At 65.2% G+C, this 15,562-nt stretch carries 14 protein-coding genes; 3 read left to right on the top strand and 11 right to left on the bottom strand.

Going from position 1 to position 15,562, the window contains the following annotated elements; genetic code table 11:
* Positions 1–50 precede the first annotated feature (50 nt).
* Both RXV90_RS21355 and RXV90_RS21350 read right to left on the bottom strand, forming a co-directional pair.
* Complete coding sequence (locus RXV90_RS21355; RefSeq protein WP_316651608.1) at positions 51–2,573, bottom strand: ABC transporter permease; 2,523 nt, start codon at positions 2,571–2,573, stop codon at positions 51–53.
* A complete protein-coding gene (locus RXV90_RS21350) occupies positions 2,570–3,265 on the bottom strand; it encodes an ABC transporter ATP-binding protein (RefSeq protein ID WP_316651606.1) in 696 nt (231 codons plus the stop codon). The genes RXV90_RS21355 and RXV90_RS21350 overlap by 4 nt, the downstream gene beginning before the upstream one ends.
* Here RXV90_RS21350 and RXV90_RS21345 point away from each other — a divergent pair.
* Positions 3,264–3,953, top strand: a complete 690-nt coding sequence (locus RXV90_RS21345) for an arylesterase (protein WP_410482393.1) — start codon at positions 3,264–3,266, stop codon at positions 3,951–3,953. The genes RXV90_RS21350 and RXV90_RS21345 overlap by 2 nt on opposite strands.
* 734 nt (positions 3,954–4,687) lie before the next feature.
* Here RXV90_RS21345 and ccoS read toward each other — a convergent pair.
* The 5 genes from ccoS to RXV90_RS21320 form a co-directional block, all read right to left on the bottom strand.
* Positions 4,688–4,846 (bottom strand): cbb3-type cytochrome oxidase assembly protein CcoS, encoded by a 159-nt coding sequence (ccoS, locus tag RXV90_RS21340; protein ID WP_316651602.1) that lies wholly within the window; start codon positions 4,844–4,846, stop codon positions 4,688–4,690.
* The gene (locus tag RXV90_RS21335; protein WP_316651600.1) at positions 4,843–7,032 is read right to left on the bottom strand and encodes a heavy metal translocating P-type ATPase; all 2,190 of its coding nucleotides are present in this window, start codon (positions 7,030–7,032) and stop codon (positions 4,843–4,845) included. Before RXV90_RS21335 ends, ccoS begins: the two co-directional genes overlap by 4 nt.
* Entirely contained in the window at positions 7,029–7,493 is a 465-nt protein-coding gene (locus tag RXV90_RS21330; RefSeq protein ID WP_316651598.1) for a FixH family protein, read from the bottom strand. Before RXV90_RS21330 ends, RXV90_RS21335 begins: the two co-directional genes overlap by 4 nt.
* On the bottom strand, positions 7,490–9,040 hold the full coding sequence (gene ccoG, locus RXV90_RS21325) for a cytochrome c oxidase accessory protein CcoG (RefSeq protein ID WP_316651596.1): 1,551 nt from the start codon (positions 9,038–9,040) through the stop codon (positions 7,490–7,492). The genes RXV90_RS21330 and ccoG overlap by 4 nt, the downstream gene beginning before the upstream one ends.
* 271 nt (positions 9,041–9,311) lie before the next feature.
* Positions 9,312–11,240, bottom strand: coding sequence for an ATP-dependent helicase (locus RXV90_RS21320; protein WP_316651594.1), 1,929 nt, complete (start codon positions 11,238–11,240; stop codon positions 9,312–9,314).
* 270 nt (positions 11,241–11,510) lie between these two features.
* Here RXV90_RS21320 and RXV90_RS21315 point away from each other — a divergent pair, with 270 nt between their 5' ends.
* Positions 11,511–11,738, top strand: a complete 228-nt coding sequence (locus RXV90_RS21315) for a hypothetical protein (RefSeq protein WP_316651592.1) — start codon at positions 11,511–11,513, stop codon at positions 11,736–11,738.
* Between the two features lie 39 nt (positions 11,739–11,777).
* Here RXV90_RS21315 and RXV90_RS21310 read toward each other — a convergent pair whose 3' ends face one another.
* The 4 genes from RXV90_RS21310 to RXV90_RS21295 form a co-directional block, all read right to left on the bottom strand.
* The gene (locus RXV90_RS21310) at positions 11,778–12,560 is read right to left on the bottom strand and encodes a carbon-nitrogen hydrolase family protein (protein WP_316651590.1); all 783 of its coding nucleotides are present in this window, start codon (positions 12,558–12,560) and stop codon (positions 11,778–11,780) included.
* A gap of 9 nt (positions 12,561–12,569) precedes the next feature.
* Entirely contained in the window at positions 12,570–13,733 is a 1,164-nt protein-coding gene (locus RXV90_RS21305; RefSeq protein WP_316651589.1) for a M24 family metallopeptidase, read from the bottom strand.
* Positions 13,734–13,806: 73 nt separating this feature from the next.
* Positions 13,807–14,328 carry a periplasmic substrate-binding domain-containing protein gene (locus tag RXV90_RS21300; RefSeq protein ID WP_316651588.1) on the bottom strand — a complete coding sequence of 174 codons (522 nt, stop codon included), beginning with the start codon at positions 14,326–14,328 and terminating at the stop codon, positions 13,807–13,809.
* Positions 14,255–14,761 carry a hypothetical protein gene (locus RXV90_RS21295; protein ID WP_316651585.1) on the bottom strand — a complete coding sequence of 169 codons (507 nt, stop codon included), beginning with the start codon at positions 14,759–14,761 and terminating at the stop codon, positions 14,255–14,257. Before RXV90_RS21295 ends, RXV90_RS21300 begins: the two co-directional genes overlap by 74 nt.
* A gap of 78 nt (positions 14,762–14,839) precedes the next feature.
* Between RXV90_RS21295 and RXV90_RS21290 the strand changes: the two genes are divergently transcribed.
* Positions 14,840–15,412: a Crp/Fnr family transcriptional regulator gene (locus tag RXV90_RS21290; protein ID WP_316651583.1), complete on the top strand. Its 573-nt coding sequence runs from the start codon at positions 14,840–14,842 to the stop codon at positions 15,410–15,412.
* The last annotated feature ends 150 nt before the right edge of the window (positions 15,413–15,562 follow it).

Here is a 15,562-nt window from a genome sequence, read left to right as displayed (position 1 = left end):
TAGTGTCTCGGCCCTGACCCGTCAAGCGGAAATCGGTGCCGCCCCGCGCCCTATTCGCGGGCGCGCAGGACGCGCGCGGGGCGGGTGGCGAGCGGGCGCCAGGCGAAGGCGAGGCCCGCGCCGAGCGTCAAAAGGATCCCGCCCAGGATGACGAGGACGGCAGAGACCGGTTCGAACACGTAATCGGTGTTCATCACGTAGCGCGAGATGCCCCACCCGGCGGCGGCGCCCGAGACGATCGCCACACACCCCGCCGCGCCGCCCAGCACCACGGAGCGAAGCGCGAAATTCAGAAGGATCGCGCGGCGTTCGGCCCCGAGCGTCTTCAGAAGCGCGGCCTCGTAGGTGCGCGCCCGCTCGCCCGCCGCCGCCGCGCCGATCAGAACGATGCCGCCCGTGATCAGCGTCGCGAGCGCGCCGTAGGTGACGGCCGCCGCGATGCCCTGCAGCACCTCGGTCACCCGGTCGATCGCATCGCGTACGCGGATCGCGGTGATGTTCGGGAAGGCGCCGGCCAGATCGCGCAGGATCGCGGCCTCGGCCTCCTCCTCGGCATAGACGGTGGCGATGTGGGTGTGGGGCGCGCCCGCCAGCGCGCCGGGGTTCAGGGACAGGATGAAGCCAATCCCGGCGGTGGAGAAATCGACCTCGCGGAAACTCGCGATTTCCGCCGTGATGTCGCGCCCGAGAATGTTGATGGTCAGGCTGTCGCCGAGGTTCAGCCCCATCTCTTCGGCTTCCTCGGCGGCGAAACTCACAAGCGGCGGGCCCGCGTAATCGGCGGGCCACCATTCGCCCGCCGTCAGCACCGCGTTGTCGGGGATTTCGGCGGAATAGGTGATGCCCCGGTCGCCCGACAGCACCCAGTGATCGCCCGCCACCTCTGCCGCCGGGCGGCCGTTGATCCCGGTGATGATCCCGCGCAGCATCGGCGCGCTTTCCATGCTTTCGAAGCCGGGAAGCGCACCCAGCCGGGAGCGGAACGCCTCCATCTGGTCGTTCTGGATATCGACCATGAAATAGGAGGGCGCGACCTCGGGCAGGTCGCGGGCGATGGCACCGCGGAGGTTCGCGTCGATCTGGCCGATGGCGGCCAGCACGGTGAGGCCAAGCCCGAGGGAGAGCACGACGGAGCGCGTTTCGGCCGCCGGCCCGCCCACCGCGCCAAGCGCGAGGCGCAGGGTGGAGCGGCCCCTGAGTGCGCGGCTGCGGGCAAGGCGGCGGGCGAGGTGGCGCGTGACCTCGGCGATCAGAAACAGGACGACGAAGGCCCCACCCAGCCCCGCCGCCGCCCAGAGCGTGAGTTTCCAGAGCCCCGAAAGCGATGCGGCAAAGCCCACGAGGGCCAGAAGAAGGACGCCGGTCGTGGCCAGCCAGATCGGCCGGGGCCAGCCGCGCGCGCGGGAAACGACATCGCGGAACAGCGCGGCGGCGCGGATCTCCTCCGTCCGGGCCAGCGGCCAGAGGGTGAAGATGAGCGCCGCGAGCGTGCCGTAAAGCGCCGCCTCCGCCAGCGGCCCGGGATAGAGCGCGAAGGCCGCGGGCACCGGCAGCCGCGCCTCGATCACCGGCGCGAAGGCGAGCGGCACGAGGCTGCCGAGGGCCAGACCGAGGAGGAGGCCCAGCGCCGTCAGCACGCCGATCTGAAGGAGGTAGGTGAGAAAGACGGTACTGCGATCGGCCCCCAGCGTCTTCAGCGTGGCGATCGTGGCCGTTTTGCGTTCGAGATAGCTGCGCACCGCCGCACTGACGCCGACGCCCCCCACCGCAAGCCCCGCGAGGCCGACGAGGACGAGGAAGGCCCCCAGCCGGTCGATGAATTCGTTGATCCCCGGCGCGCCGTTCCGCCTGTCCTGCCAGCGCAGCCCGGCGCCTTCGAGCGCGCTGCGGGCGGCGGCCTCGGTCGCCGAAAGATCGGCCAGGGGATCGAGGCGCAGGCGGTATTCGGTTTCGTAAAGCGTGCCGGGCGCGAGCAGGCCGGAGCCGTCGAGCGCTTCGGTCAGAACGAGGGTGCGGGGGCCGAGGGCGAAGCCGCCGGCGGCCGCGTCGGGTTCCCGCGTCAGGATCGCGCGGAGCGTGAAGTCTGCGGTGCCGAGGCGGAAGGTATCGCCCGGCACGAGGCCCAGCCGGTCGGCCAGCACCCTGTCCATCGCCGCGCCGCGATCCGCAAGCGCCTCGGCCAGCGGGATATCGGGGGCGAGGCCGACCGAGCCGTACAGCGGATAGGCCCCGTCGATGCCCTTGACCTGGGTGAGCGCGCGGTCCGCGTCCTGCCCGCGGGGGACGACGGCCATGGAGCGGAAATCGACGATTTCGGACACCTGCTCTGCCGCCTCTTCCATCCAGGCGCGTTCCGCGTCGGTCGCGAAGCGGTAGGTGAGTTCGATCGCCGCATCACCGCCGAGGATCACCGCGCCTTCGCGTTCGAGCCCCGCGGTGATGCTTTCGCGGACCGTGCCGACGGCGGCGATGGCCGCGACGCCGAGGGCGAGGCAGGCGAGGAAGACGCGGAAGCCCGAAAGCCCGCCCCTGAGTTCGCGCAGCGCGATGCGCCAGGCGAGGGATGCGTTCATTCGGCGGCCTCGCTCAGGCTGCCCGGTTCGAGCTGCCCGTCACGGAGCGCGATCACCCGGTCGCAGCGGTCGGCAAGCTCGGGCGCGTGGGTGACGAGGACGAGCGTCGCGCCGTGGCGTTCGCGCAGACCGAAGAGAAGATCCATGATCGCGGCCCCCGTGGCCCCGTCGAGGTTGCCGGTCGGTTCATCGGCCAGCAGGATATCGGGCCGGGGCGCGGCGGCGCGGGCCAGCGCCACGCGCTGTTGTTCCCCCCCCGACATCTGGGCGGGGTAGTGCCCCGCGCGGCCCGCGAGCCCGACCTGGGCCAGTTCCTCGCCCGCGCGATCGAACGCGTCGTCGATCCCTGCAAGTTCGAGCGGCAGGGCCACGTTTTCCAAGGCCGTCATCGTCGGAATAAGGTGGAAGGATTGGAACACCACGCCCATATGATCGCGACGGAGGCGTGCGAGCGCGTCTTCGCCGAGGCGGCCGAGATCATGGCCCAGCGCCGTGACGGTGCCGCCGGTGGCGCGTTCGAGACCGCCCAGAAGCATGAGGAGCGACGATTTGCCAGAGCCCGACGGCCCCGTGAGCCCCACCGTTTCGCCCCGGCGGATATCGAGGGTGATGCCCTTCAGGATATCGACCGGCCCCGCATTGCCCTCAAGCGAGAGATCGGCGTCTTTCAGGGAGAGGACGGTGTCGGTCATCGGCAAGGTCTTTGGCGGCTTCGGTTCATGGGCATATGGGGCGATCCGGGCGGGCCGCAACCTTGCGGCGGTTCTCGTTCTCGTGGCGGCGCCGGTTTCGGCGGATGTGACGGTGGCGGCTTTGGGGGACAGTCTGACACAAGGGTATGGGCTGAGCCCTAATGCGGGGTTCGTGCCGGTGCTGGAGGGGTGGCTGCGCGACAACGGGGCGGAGGTGACGGTGATCAACGCGGGCGTTTCGGGGGATACGACGCGGGGCGGGCTGTCGCGGATCGGGTGGACGCTGGGTGACGAGGTGGATGCGCTGATCGTGGCGCTGGGGGGAAACGACGTGCTTCGCGGGATCGACCCGGGCGAGGCGCGGGCCAACCTGAGCGGGATTCTAGAGGCGGCGGCAGAGCGACAAGTACCTGTTTTACTTGTTGGAATCGCGGTTCCCGGGAATTATGGGCCAGAGTACAAGGCCGCGTTCGAGGCGATCTATCCGGATCTGGCGGCGGAATACGGGGCGCTTCACCACGCCGATTTCCTGGCCCCGATCACCGGAGCCGGGGACCGCGCGGCGGCGGTGGCCGAGCTGATGCAGGGGGATGCGATTCACCCGAATGCAAAGGGGGTTCGGCTGATCGTGGAGGCGATGGGGCCCCGCGTGCTGGAGCTTCTGGAGCGGGTGCGACCCCCGGGTTAACGGCCGAAATCGGGGGGCACAGGGCGTACACAGCGCGTACACAGCGCGTACACAGGCGCGTATGACATTTCGGTGGTAACGGAGCGTACGGTGCCGGGAGATGATAGCGAAACGCTATCATCCGGCGAGATAGTAGCGAGTCGCTATCAGTTTCGGCCGGGAGCCGGGACGGCGCATGCCCGTGGGCGGGCGCTGCTGACGACTGAACGGAGCGCTTTATCCCGCAACCCCGCCCACCCCCAAGCGGTGAGGTGCCCGCGCAGGAAGCGCCTGCCCGTGGGAGCTGACGCCCTTGTTCCGGGACAATCCCCCGCCGGTCCCTCGCGATTAGCCGGGCCGGCGTCCGACCGCCGGGGGGACGCAGCAACCTCCCCACGGCGCGCTTTATCTCTCAAAACCGACTGATACCAAGCAGCGCGCCACCGTCGCAATAGCGTCCGCCCGGTGGGGCGGTCGGACGCTGGCCCGGCGGCCCTGCGGGCCTTGATTCCGGGCCGGGTGGCGCCCCGGCGACCCCGGGCGCAAAGCCGGGACAGGGCATGCCCGTGGGCAGGCGCTGCCGACGCCTGTGCGACACGCTTTATCTCTCAAGCCCGCACGACCCAGAGCGGTGAGGCTCCCGCGCAATAGCGCCTGCCCGTGGGGACGGGCATGCGCTGGCCCGGCGGGGCTGCGCCCCTTGTTCCGGGCCGGGTGGCGCCCCCGGCGACCCCGCGCGCTTGGCCGGGCCGGGTCTACGGCTTCGGGCGGTCGTCGAAATCCGTGGTCAGGATGCGTTGGCTGTCGCCCTCGGGGTCTTCGAACTGCTTCGAGCGGAGCGCCCAGAAGAAGGCCAGAAGGCCCAGCGCACCGAGGCCGAGGGAGACCGGGATCAGGTAGACAAGAACAGTCATCGTTTCACCCGCATGGCATTGAGGGAAACAGACAGCGACGACGCCGACATTGCAAGGGCGGCGGCCAGGGGCGTGGCGAGGCCCACGAGCGCGATCGGCACGGCGATCACGTTATAGACGGTCGAGATCGCGAAATTCTCGCGAATGCGGCGCCGGGCGCTGATCGCCACGTCGAGGATGCGGGGCAGATCGGCGAGGCTTTCGCCCGTCAGCACGATGTCGGAGGCCGCGCGCGCCGCTTCGAGGGCCGAGGCGGGCGAGGCGGAGACATGGGCGGCGGCGAGCGCCGCGGTGTCGTTGAGCCCGTCGCCCACCATCAGGACGGTGCGGCCCTCGCCTGCGAGACCCGCGAGGAAGGCTGCCTTGTCCTCGGGCGACATGCCGGCGTGGTGTTCGGGGAGGCCGAGCCGCGCGGCGAAACCCGCGACCGGCGTTTCGGCATCCCCCGAGAGGAGGATCACGCGAAGGCCGCGGGACAGCAGCCCCTCCACCGCCTCGACGGCGCCGGGGCGGGGGGCGTCGCGGAAGGCGAAGGCAACGGGCATCCCGTCGCCGACCTTCAGGTAGGTGCCGGTTTCGGCAAGGGGCGTCGCCCCCACCCAGGCCGCGCGCCCGAGGCGGAGGGGCGTGTCGCCGATCCGGCCTTCGATGCCCTGGCCCGGGATTTCGCGCAGCTCGGTCACGCGGGCCGCGCGGATGCCCTGTGCGGCGATCCCGGCCGTCAGCGCCCGCGCGAGCGGATGATCGGAGCCCGCGGCGAGGGCGAGGGCGAGGCCCAGCGTCTCGCCGTCATGGGCGTCGAGCCCGGTCGCGGCGGGCGTGCCGAGGGTGAGCGTGCCGGTCTTGTCGAACACGACGGTATCGACCTCGGCCAGCCGTTCGAGCGCGGTGCCCGATTTGATCAGCGTGCCGCGTTTGAAGAGCCGGCCCGAGGCCACCGCCGTCACCGCGGGCACCGCAAGCCCCATCGCACAGGGGCAGGTGATGATGAGGGTCGCGACCGCGATGTTGAGGGCAAGGCGCGTGTCGCCGCCCGAGATCCACATCCAGACGAGGAAGGCGCCGAGCGCCATCAGGTGCACCACCGGCGCATAGGCGCGGGCCGCCCGGTCGGCGAGGCCGGTGTAATTGGCGCGCCCCGCTTCCGCCGCCGCCACGAGATCGGCGATGCGGGCAAGCGCGGTGTCGTGGCCCGCCGCCATGACGGTCAGTTCGATCGGGCCGGTGAGGTTCACCTCGCCCGCATGCACCGCGTCGCCCGGGGCCGCACGGGCAGGCAGGGTTTCCCCGGTCATCACCGAGCGGTCGATCTCGGTTTCGCCCTTCGCGAGGGTGCCATCGGCCGGGATGCGCCCGCCGGGGCGGACGCGGACGGTATCGCCGATGGCCAGCGCGGCGGCGCGCACCGTTTCCTCCGCCCCGTTCCGGAGCCGGATCGCGGTGGGCACGTCGAGTGCCGCAAGCTCGCTGGCCGCCGAGCGCGCCGAGGCGCGGGTGCGGTGATCGAGGTAGCGCCCGAGAAGAAGGAAGAAGACGAGGGAAAGGGCCGCGTCGAAATAGGCGTGGTGCCCCGAGAGCGCGGTTTCCCAGAGCGAGAGGCCGACCGCGAGGATGATCGCAAGCGAGATCGGCACATCCATGTTGAGCCGCCGGGCCGAAAGCGCCGACCAGGCGCTGACATAGAAGGGCCTTCCTGAGAAGATCACCGTGGGAATCGCGATGGCCCCCGAGATCCAGTGGAAGAGATCGCGGGTGGCATCCTCGGCCCCCGACCAGATCGCCACCGACAGAAGCATGACGTTCATGTTGGCGAAGAACGCCACCGCGAGGCGCATCAGGAGGTCGCGGCCCTGGGGATCGGTTTCGGATGCGGTGAGGGCCTCGGCGTCAAGCTCATGCGCCTCGAAGCCCGCAGCCTTCAGCGTGTCGATCAGCGCCTCTGCCGTGACCCCTGCCCCGGCCTCGACCTGCGCGCGTTTCAGCGTGAGGTTCACCCGTGCGCCCGAGACGCCCGGCACGGCGGCAAGGGCGTGTTCGACCGACGAGATGCAGCCCGCGCAATGGATCGTGGGCAGCGAGAGGCGCAAGGTCTGGTCGGCCGTGGCCGCGGGGCGGCGCACCGCCTCTGCCGGGGCGGCGAGGCAGCCGGGGCAGGCCGCGGCGCCCGGGGCCTCGGCCATCGTCATCCCTGGCGGGGCACGTGAACGATCACGCGCTGCCGGAAGATCGTGCCGTCGGGGGCCGTCGCCTCGAGCCGGAGGTTCCAGTTGCCCGGCCGCGCCGCGACCGGGGCGGACCAGGCCGTGCCGTCGAAGGTGAAGTCGGGCGTCACGTCGTCGGCCACATGGGTGGCGCGGCCGAAGGTGCCGGTGAGGGTTTCGGGATGCGCCGGGGCGCCGGTGGCATCGGTGAGCGACAGGACGAGGCGGCCTTCTGTCACGCGGGCCTCGGCCTCCCACCCAAGGGCAAGCTGGGCCGTGCGGTCGCGATCGAAGCTTTGGCTGGCGACGTAGGAGTTCTTCACCTCGAGCCCGGGGAAGGTTCTGACCGCGCTGACCGCCAGGGTCACGTTGACCGCGATGATGATCGAAAAGGCGCCTGCGGTGATCAGGAAGACGTCGCGGCCGGTGAGTTCTCTGCCTTTCATGAGGCGCCTCCGTTGAAGATGGTATCCTTGTGGACGCGTTCGCCGTTGACGAGATCCTCGACCCAGAAGCGGAACTCGATACGATCGGCCTGGGCCGGGTCGGAGCCCGGCGGGGCGAGGACATAGACCCGCTGCAGCAGCGTTTCGTTGGCCGGCACCTCGACGCTTTCATAGGGCGAGCCTTCGAGGCGGACATGGAGGGCCGGGTCGCCCTTCAGGGTGATGCGGAAGGTGCGGGCCTCGCCATGTTTGTTCCTGAGCCGGAGGTCGTAGGCGTTGCGGATCGAGCCGTCGGACAGGGTGACGAAGGTGGGGTTGCGGATCGGGGCCACGGTGACGTCGATCTCGGCCCGGATGAAGAGGGCGACGACGAGGCCGATGCCCACGAGCGACCAGAGCACGGTGTAGAGGATCGTGCGGGGGCGGAAGATATGCTTCCAGATCGGGCGGGGGGGCTTGCCGTCGCGTTCGCGGTATTCGTCGGTGAGCGCGAGGTAATCGATCAGGCCGCGGGGCTTGCCGATCTTGGCCATCACGTCGTCGCAGGCATCGATGCAGAGCGCGCAGGTGATGCATTCGAGCTGCTGGCCGTTGCGGATGTCGATGCCCATGGGGCAGACGTTCACGCAGGCCATGCAGTCGATGCAGTCGCCGGGGCCCTCGCGGGTGAGGGTGGGGGCCTCGGCCGCTTCGGGTTTGGCCTTGCCGGGAAAGGGGGTGGATCTGTACTTGGGCGCGCCGGGGCCGGCGGCGGCGGTGACCTGTTCGGCGGCCAGCGCCTCGGCCTGGGCCTTGCGGCGGATGTTGCCCTTGCCGCGGGGTTCGCCGCGCCATTCGCGATAGGCCACGGTGATCGTGTCTTCATCCATCATCGCGGCCTGGATGCGGGGCCAGGGGCACATGTAGATGCAGACCTGTTCGCGCGCGATGCCGCCGAAGAGGAAGGTGGTGCCGGTGAGGATCGCGACGGTGATATAGGCGACCGCGGGGGCGTTCAGGGTGACGAGATCGACGAGAAGCGTGGGCGCGTCGGCGAAATAGAACACCCAGGCGCCGCCCGTCGCCAGCGCGATCAGAAGCCAGGCGACCCATTTCGTGACGCGGAGGCGGATCTTGCGGGCATCCCACTTCGCGTTCCAGAGCCGGACGCGGGCGTTGCGATCGCCCTCGATCCAGCGCTCGACGAGGATGAAAAGATCGGTCCAGACGGTTTGCGGGCAGGTATAGCCGCACCAGACCCGGCCCAAGGCCGAGGTGAAGAGGAAGAGGCCCAGACCGGCCATGATCAGAAGGCCCGCGACGAAGTAGAATTCGTGGGGCCAGATCTCGATCCAGAAGAAGAAGAAGCGGCGGTTCGCGAGATCGACGAGCACGGCCTGATCGGGAAGCTCGGGCCCCCTGTCCCAGCGGATCCAGGGGGTGAGGTAGTAGATCCCGAGGGTGACGATCATGATGGCCCATTTCAGGGTCCGGAACCGGCCGGTGACACGGCGCGGGAAGACGGGCTCTCGGGCCGCGTAGAGAGACGGGGGTTCGCTGGTGCTCATCGAGACGGAATCCGGGTTACTGTTCGCGGGCCCGTTCTGGCAGAGGTTGGGGGTGCGGGGCTTTGATGTGGGTCAAATGGGGGGGGTGGGGGGGTGCAGGGGCAGACGGGCGGGAAGCGGAAGTTCGCTGCCTGCGCGAGAAAACTCGCTGCAGTTCGCCAAAGCGGACCTCTAAAGGTCCGCAGCATGCGTCGCGATGCTATTACCTAGTTACAATGGAAGAGTGGATGTACCCTCGACCGACTGGAGCTTCGTGCCTAGAGGATTCTTGCTAACCGGCAATCGGGTTCGGCGCGGCCGCACCCAACTCGTTGATGAAACGGCTCGCAATCAAAACAGCGGTTCCGTAGGCCTGTTGTGCTGGTTGAATTCCAGCCTGCATCGCGTCAGCGAACGGCATCTCTTGTGCGTAGGTCAAAACCAAGGTGCCTGGCTTGCCTTCGTCAGGTGCCGCCTTGACCCTTGTGATGCCGACGTAGAACAGTCTTCGTTGTTCCTCTAGTTGGTCCGCTGCTTGCTGGGCGGTCATGTCCTGATCGGGACGCCGGGGGAGAAGTCTCTCGACACACCCAGAAACGATAGTCACAGGGGCGCTGAGTCCTTTGCTTTTGTGCAAACTCATAATCCGAACATAGTCGACATTGTTTGGGATTTCCGGTTGCGTCACGGCTGTCAGCAATTCGGCTACAAATTCGGTTCGATTGCAATCCGGGTTGTCATCAAGCACTTGGAGTGACAGCGATCTGATTTCCCGTGTTTCCGGCTGCCCGTCAGGGAAAAGTTGGTCAACAAGTCCAGCGAGATCGGGAACAGCGTCTAGCGCATCTAGATCGGCACAAATTTCACAGAACGCCTGAACGATATTGCCGGTGTAAGGCAATGTGAGAACTCCGTCACGCAATTGTTCCAGCACCGCCCAAGGCGCGTCGCCCGAAGCCTCACAGCGATCCCGCACACGGCGATACCCTGCGGAGTTCCAAGTGTTACTGTCGACCCCAACGAGCCATCTGAGCGCCACCCGGTCGTCGCGGTTGTCGAGCAATTTCAAGAGGGCAAAAGCACGTTGGGCATTCAGGCTGCTTAACTCCGACTCCGTGTACTCGGATCGTACTGCAACTCCGGCCTCTGCAATTGCCTCGAAGATCGGCGTGCCGACCGCCTTGCTTTGGGCAAGCACGAGTATGTCGCCCGGTGGAACACCGTCTGCGACGAACTGCGACACCAGTTGGGTGACACCAGCGACTTCGCCGTTCAACGTGCCATATTGAATGATGCTGACATCGCCCACCCCGTTTGCTGGTATCAAGTTTAGGGGGCGCGGAACTGGTCGATTGACATTGTTGGCAATCAGCGAGCCGGCCATTTCAACAACCCTTGTTGGGCATCGGCGACATTCGTCTAGGCCAATATCGGCGGCGTGGGCGTTGTCAGCCATCCAGTCGCGAATCCCATCGGGATGCGCATGTTTGAAACTGTAAATCGACTGGTCGTCGTCGCCGACAATGCAGACGTCGGCTGCGTCCGACATCAGACGGACGACCCCTTGCTCGGCCTTGTTCAGGTCTTGGTACTCGTCAACAAGGATGTGGGAGAACTCGGACCTTTCTGCGGCTGCGGGATTGGCGGAAAGGAAATTGTAAAACAGCGGCACGACCTCGCCAATTAGCATCGCCTCATGGAAGCGCATCCAAGCCAGCAACTCGGCTTGGAACTCTGCGTCGTCCGCCGCCACTGCGTGCCCGGGGTCTTCATGCTGAAGTCGCGCCCATGCTGCTTCATAAGCGGCCTGGAGTTTCCGAATTGCACGTTTGCCGCGACCATCTCGCATCAGGTCCGCAATCATCGGTTCCAACTCAAATTGATTGAGAGGGCGCGCGTTCCGCCCCGTTGCCGCGAGAACTGCGTTGCGCGATAGGCGGCGGAGACAAAGACGATGGAGTGTTGTACCCTCCAATTCATCACAACCGGGAACGGCCATGCCCACCAATTCGCGATGTAGGTCTTCGGCTGCGACCCGAGTGAAGGTGACTGGCAATATTTGAGCGGGGTCGACACCTTCCTCAAGCAAACGCCCAACGCGGCGCTTCATGGCAAACGATTTGCCTGTTCCCGGTCCAGCGACCACCCGGACGCGAGTGTTTGTTTCAGATGCAATTTGGTATGCGGGGGAGCCTGGAATGAGGCCGTCGTTCCAGGCCATTTCTTTTCCTCAATACTTGAATGAACCCAATTGAATCTGACGCATGCGCGACGTTGCTACAACCCGCAACCTGTGGGTGAGTTAAGAATCAAGCCCGGTTTTCGCGTTCTATGCAAAAGCAACTCTGTTCAGAGTCAGCGTTCCCATGAATGGCGGCTTTGTGGAATGCGATTGCAGCATCGCGACCCCGTGCTGATTGTCCGGAACGGGCCGTTCATGATCCTCACCAAACGCCGAAGGTCCGCCCCCACCCCCCTCCCCCCAACCCGCTTGCGCGGGTCTTCCGTTGATCCCGATGATCCAAGCATCGACGACAACATCGCTTGCGCCATGGCGCTGCTCGGTGAAACGGATGCCGCACTCGATACGCTCGAAACCTGCCTGCCGCGGGTCGACCCCGTCACCTTCTCTGTCTGGGTTGAACAGGATAACGGCCCTCAGCGGACACCGATTTGTTGCCAAGCGAACGGCAGCTTCGAGTTGAAGACGGATTTCTAATGGATTCAAAACCGGCGCTATTACTATGGGCCTGATACTCTATTGAAGCTCGCCAAGGGCGATCCGGTCCCGCAGGTAGGGAAGCCTGCTCTGCGCTGCACTGACTCGAGCCCGATCTATGTCGGCGAACAGGATTTCCACCTCATTCCCTGCACGGGCCAGTTCGATGCCATCCGGCGCGGCGATGAAGCTTTGCCCCAAGAACTCCATGCCGTTTTCAGTGCCTGCGCTGTTGGCGTATGCAAGGAAGATGCCGTTCTCGTAGGCTCGAGCCGGGATAAGTGTTGTGGCTACCCAGGCCCACCGGGCACCAAGCGCGGTCGGGACAAGCAGAAGCTCTGCGCCTTTGCCGGCCACAGCGCGTCCAGTCTCGGGGAATTCCGCGTCGTAACAGATCAGCGTCGCGATCCGGAGCCCGTGATACTCGAACAGTTCGCAGCCCGACCCCTGTTGGAAATACTGTCGTTCGGGGCCAGGCGGGATGGCGAGCTTTCGCTGGTGTACGAGATGTCGCCCTTCCGGCGAAACACAGGTTGCGGCATTGAAGAGGTGCCCGTCGGCCTGTTCGGCGAAGCCGTAGTGGATTGCGACGCCATGCTGGCGGGCCAGCTCGGCGATCTTTCTTGAGGTCGGCCCGGCCAGGGGTTCGGCGCGATCCCTCACAGCATCACCGATGTTGTAGCCACAGACAAAGAGCTCCGGCAGAAGGACGAGATCGGCTCCGCCGCCCGCGACTTCGGGCATAACGCCGTGGAGCCATTCAAGCCTGTCTTCGGGCGTTTGAAGCGCCGCCGGCGCCTGGGCGACCGCCAGACGGAACATGGCGCAAGACTACCTGTCGGTCACGAGAACCTGCCGTGGATAATCGGTCAGGTACTCGCATCCGTCTTCGGTCACCACGATGCTGTCACCGATCCGGCCCGCTGTCCGGCCCTCCAGGGATATTCCACCGTCCACGGCAAACGTCATTCCAGGCCTGAGCACCGTATGGTCTCCCGCTTTCAGTTCCGGGGCCTCGAGGTAGGCGACACCGATCGACCGCCCCGTTCTGTAGCCCGTTTCGTAGCCACGCTCGGCATAGACCGCGTTGGCAGCCGCGGCAACATCCTCGGCCCGCACACCCGGCCTGATGGCTGCAATGGCCGCCTGTTGTGCGTCAATCGCGGCCTCCTGCACCCGGGCCATCTCGTCGGTGACGTCACCGATGTGGAACATCCGGTCGAAACCAAGCTTGTACTGCTTGAACTGCGCCATGTTGCAGAAGCAGAAGTAGACCGGATCGAAGCGCGCATAGCGTTTGACCGAGGCCCGGCGGTGCACCATTGCCGTGTCCTTGCCGCTTTGCAGGATCTGAAGGTTGTGGATCAAGGGCGAGACGAACCGCTCCCATCCCGCATCGGTCAGGAAACCGGCTGCTGCCCGTGTGCCTGCGTCGATGACCGCCAGTGCGCTTTCGTACTCGGTCGCACCTTCTTCTAGCGAGCCATGTGCGGCTTTCATCATGGCGGAGGCGACTTCACCCGCCTGGCGCATTACCGAGATCTCAAGCGGAGACTTGATCATGCGCATTTCGCCCAGGATCGGACCGATATCCCTTAGCACCGTGTCCGGAAAGCGGTCATCCAGGAAATTGCGGACGATGGCCGGCGCGTCCGACCTTTCGATCCATAGCTCACCCGGAATTTCGGGAAGCGTGCCGGAAAGTGCACGGCCCCACGTATTCTGCCCGCTGTCTTCCCAGGTGCGCACCTGGTTCACCCAGGTCATCTCGGACACCATTTCGGATTCCATCAGAGGCGTGATCACCGTCGGCAGCGCGTCGGCAGGCACGACGAGAAGCGTCGGCCTGCCGAATTCTATCCCGAGGTATCCCCAGAAGCCCGCCAGATAGGCAATCGAGCTTTCGCTGGTGAACAGGGCATGGCTGATGCCCGCCCCGGCCATTCTCTCCTGGAGTTTCTCGGTTCTTGCCCGTGCTTCATCGATAAGGCTCATGCCCATCCCTCTTCATCTGCACCGGTGGGGCGCGCGAGATTGAGCCCCGCGCACCTTTAGCCGAAGGCGTACCTCAGGCCGCCGAACACCAGCGCTCGAAGATGTGATGCCCGTCGGTCGGCCTATCACTGGCCAGTTCGTCATGGGCGACGCTGTCGTTGCGGGCGAGGATGTTATCGGGGAAAGCCCAGATCAGCTGGCCTGCCTCATCGCGAACGATCGCCTGCATCTCGTGCAGCATTTCAGTGCGGAGGCCCGTGTCGAGTTCCCCGTTGGAGGCCTCCAGCAGTTCCATGAAGCGTTCGCTGACGAAGTGGCTTTCGTTCCAGGCGGCACCCGGCACGTACCCGGTCGAGAACATCTCGCTCGCGGTGGTGAAGCCGCCCCAATAGTTCGCGAACATGGGCTTCTTCATGTAAACGTCGCTCCAGTACCCGTCAGCGGGTTCGCGGACGATGTTCACCTTGATCCCGGCAGGCTCCGCCGTTCCCAGAACCAGCGTCGCCGCGTCCACGGCACCGCTATAGGCCGCGTTCGATGCCGACAGGTTGATTTCCAGCGCATCGAGGCCGGCCTCGCGCAGGTGGAGTCGCATAAATCAGTGGAACGGAGACTTCGGGCCAGCTCCAAATCATGGTCGCGATACCAAGGTTTTCGGCATAATCGAACAGAGCGCTACCAACCGAAAGGGCAATGCCATATCGGACAAGTTTTCTGTTTGGCATGCGTTGCCCAAACCAGCAAATCGTGGCGATCAAAGTCAACGTGAGCATGGCTGGGTAAAGTGTATCTAAAGCGATCTGGTGAGTGAGATAATACGCGCGCCCTTCCACTCCTAACGCTTCAAGAAGCATCGCCGCCTCTATGGAGCCATAGCCAAAAGGACGCATGTCGAAGGGGACATGCCCTGAGACCTCTTCGATGTGGGCGAGCGTGACATTTATCATCATCAAATAGATTGATGCACCGATCAGTCCTGAGCCAACCGCAATAATTCCAATATGCTTTGACAGAATTCGGTTCGTCATTTTGTAAACCCCTTGATCTGTGCCACACATGCCCTCAGGCGAAGTCACCCGCATTATCATTTGATAAGGCACGCGAAGATGGATTTACGGACGTTTCTGATGCAGTCACCTGACTTGTCAGATTTGGCTTGCGCGGACGATTTTGCATCTGATTGGAAACGCAAGCGCTTGAACAAGGGGGCGCACCTTACTCGGCAGGAACAACCCGAAACAGACGAATTCGTTCTTTTGGAAGGGTGCTTGGTGAGCAGTATTTGTGACCAAGACGGCAAAGAAGTTAGCGTCGGGTTTTATGTGGGTCCCTGCGTTATCACGCCAAATATTGCTCGAACCCGCAATGGTGTGTCGCTCGTGTCCATTGCGGCAACGACCGATGCCCTGCTTGCAAGGGTCGACAGTGATCTGCTTTCAAATCGCATGATTTCATCTGAACCCATTCGAAATTGGGCCAATGGAGTTCTGCGGGACGCGCTAAGCCGGAAGGTAGATCGAGAGTGGTGCCTCGCCGCTCTTAAAGGGGCTGAGCGGCTCACTTGGTTTCGTAAAGAGTTCCCCGGCTATGAAGACATCTTTCCCCATACATTGATTGCATCCTTTCTGGGGATCACACCTGTCACAATGAGTCGCTTACGCAGCGGCGACAAACACTGACAGGAAGCGGCCATTATGCATGTTGCAGCATAGGTCTTTTTGGGCTGATTGTGTTGAAAAACTCGGCTTGAGCGAGGCTTTAGCTCCTGATTCACTTCTCCCGAGGCAAGGGAGGTCTGGCGATGATGGGGCCGCGGCAGGTGGCGCAAG

Origin of the sequence: Ovoidimarina sediminis (assembly GCF_032586175.1) — a bacterium.
Classification (GTDB): Bacteria; Pseudomonadota; Alphaproteobacteria; order Rhodobacterales; family Rhodobacteraceae; genus Ovoidimarina; species Ovoidimarina sediminis.
This window is presented reverse-complemented; position numbering and strand designations above follow the sequence as displayed.

Excerpts from the sequence above, each read along its gene's own strand:
- RXV90_RS21350 (WP_316651606.1), bottom strand. The coding sequence starts at position 3,265 with ATGACCGACACCGTCCTCTCCCTGAAAGACGCCGATCTCTCGCTTGAG.
- RXV90_RS21310 (WP_316651590.1), bottom strand. The coding sequence starts at position 12,560 with ATGTTCCGTCTGGCGGTCGCCCAGGCGCCGGCGGCGCTTCAAACGCCC.
- ccoG (WP_316651596.1), bottom strand. The coding sequence starts at position 9,040 with ATGAGCACCAGCGAACCCCCGTCTCTCTACGCGGCCCGAGAGCCCGTC.
- RXV90_RS21295 (WP_316651585.1), bottom strand. The coding sequence starts at position 14,761 with ATGACGAACCGAATTCTGTCAAAGCATATTGGAATTATTGCGGTTGGC.
- RXV90_RS21330 (WP_316651598.1), bottom strand. The coding sequence starts at position 7,493 with ATGAAAGGCAGAGAACTCACCGGCCGCGACGTCTTCCTGATCACCGCA.
- RXV90_RS21300 (WP_316651588.1), bottom strand. The coding sequence starts at position 14,328 with ATGCGACTCCACCTGCGCGAGGCCGGCCTCGATGCGCTGGAAATCAAC.
- RXV90_RS21320 (WP_316651594.1), bottom strand. The coding sequence starts at position 11,240 with ATGGCCTGGAACGACGGCCTCATTCCAGGCTCCCCCGCATACCAAATT.
- RXV90_RS21335 (WP_316651600.1), bottom strand. The coding sequence starts at position 7,032 with ATGACGATGGCCGAGGCCCCGGGCGCCGCGGCCTGCCCCGGCTGCCTC.
- RXV90_RS21355 (WP_316651608.1), bottom strand. The coding sequence starts at position 2,573 with ATGAACGCATCCCTCGCCTGGCGCATCGCGCTGCGCGAACTCAGGGGC.
- RXV90_RS21305 (WP_316651589.1), bottom strand. The coding sequence starts at position 13,733 with ATGAGCCTTATCGATGAAGCACGGGCAAGAACCGAGAAACTCCAGGAG.
- RXV90_RS21290 (WP_316651583.1), top strand. The coding sequence starts at position 14,840 with ATGGATTTACGGACGTTTCTGATGCAGTCACCTGACTTGTCAGATTTG.
- ccoS (WP_316651602.1), bottom strand. The coding sequence starts at position 4,846 with ATGACTGTTCTTGTCTACCTGATCCCGGTCTCCCTCGGCCTCGGTGCG.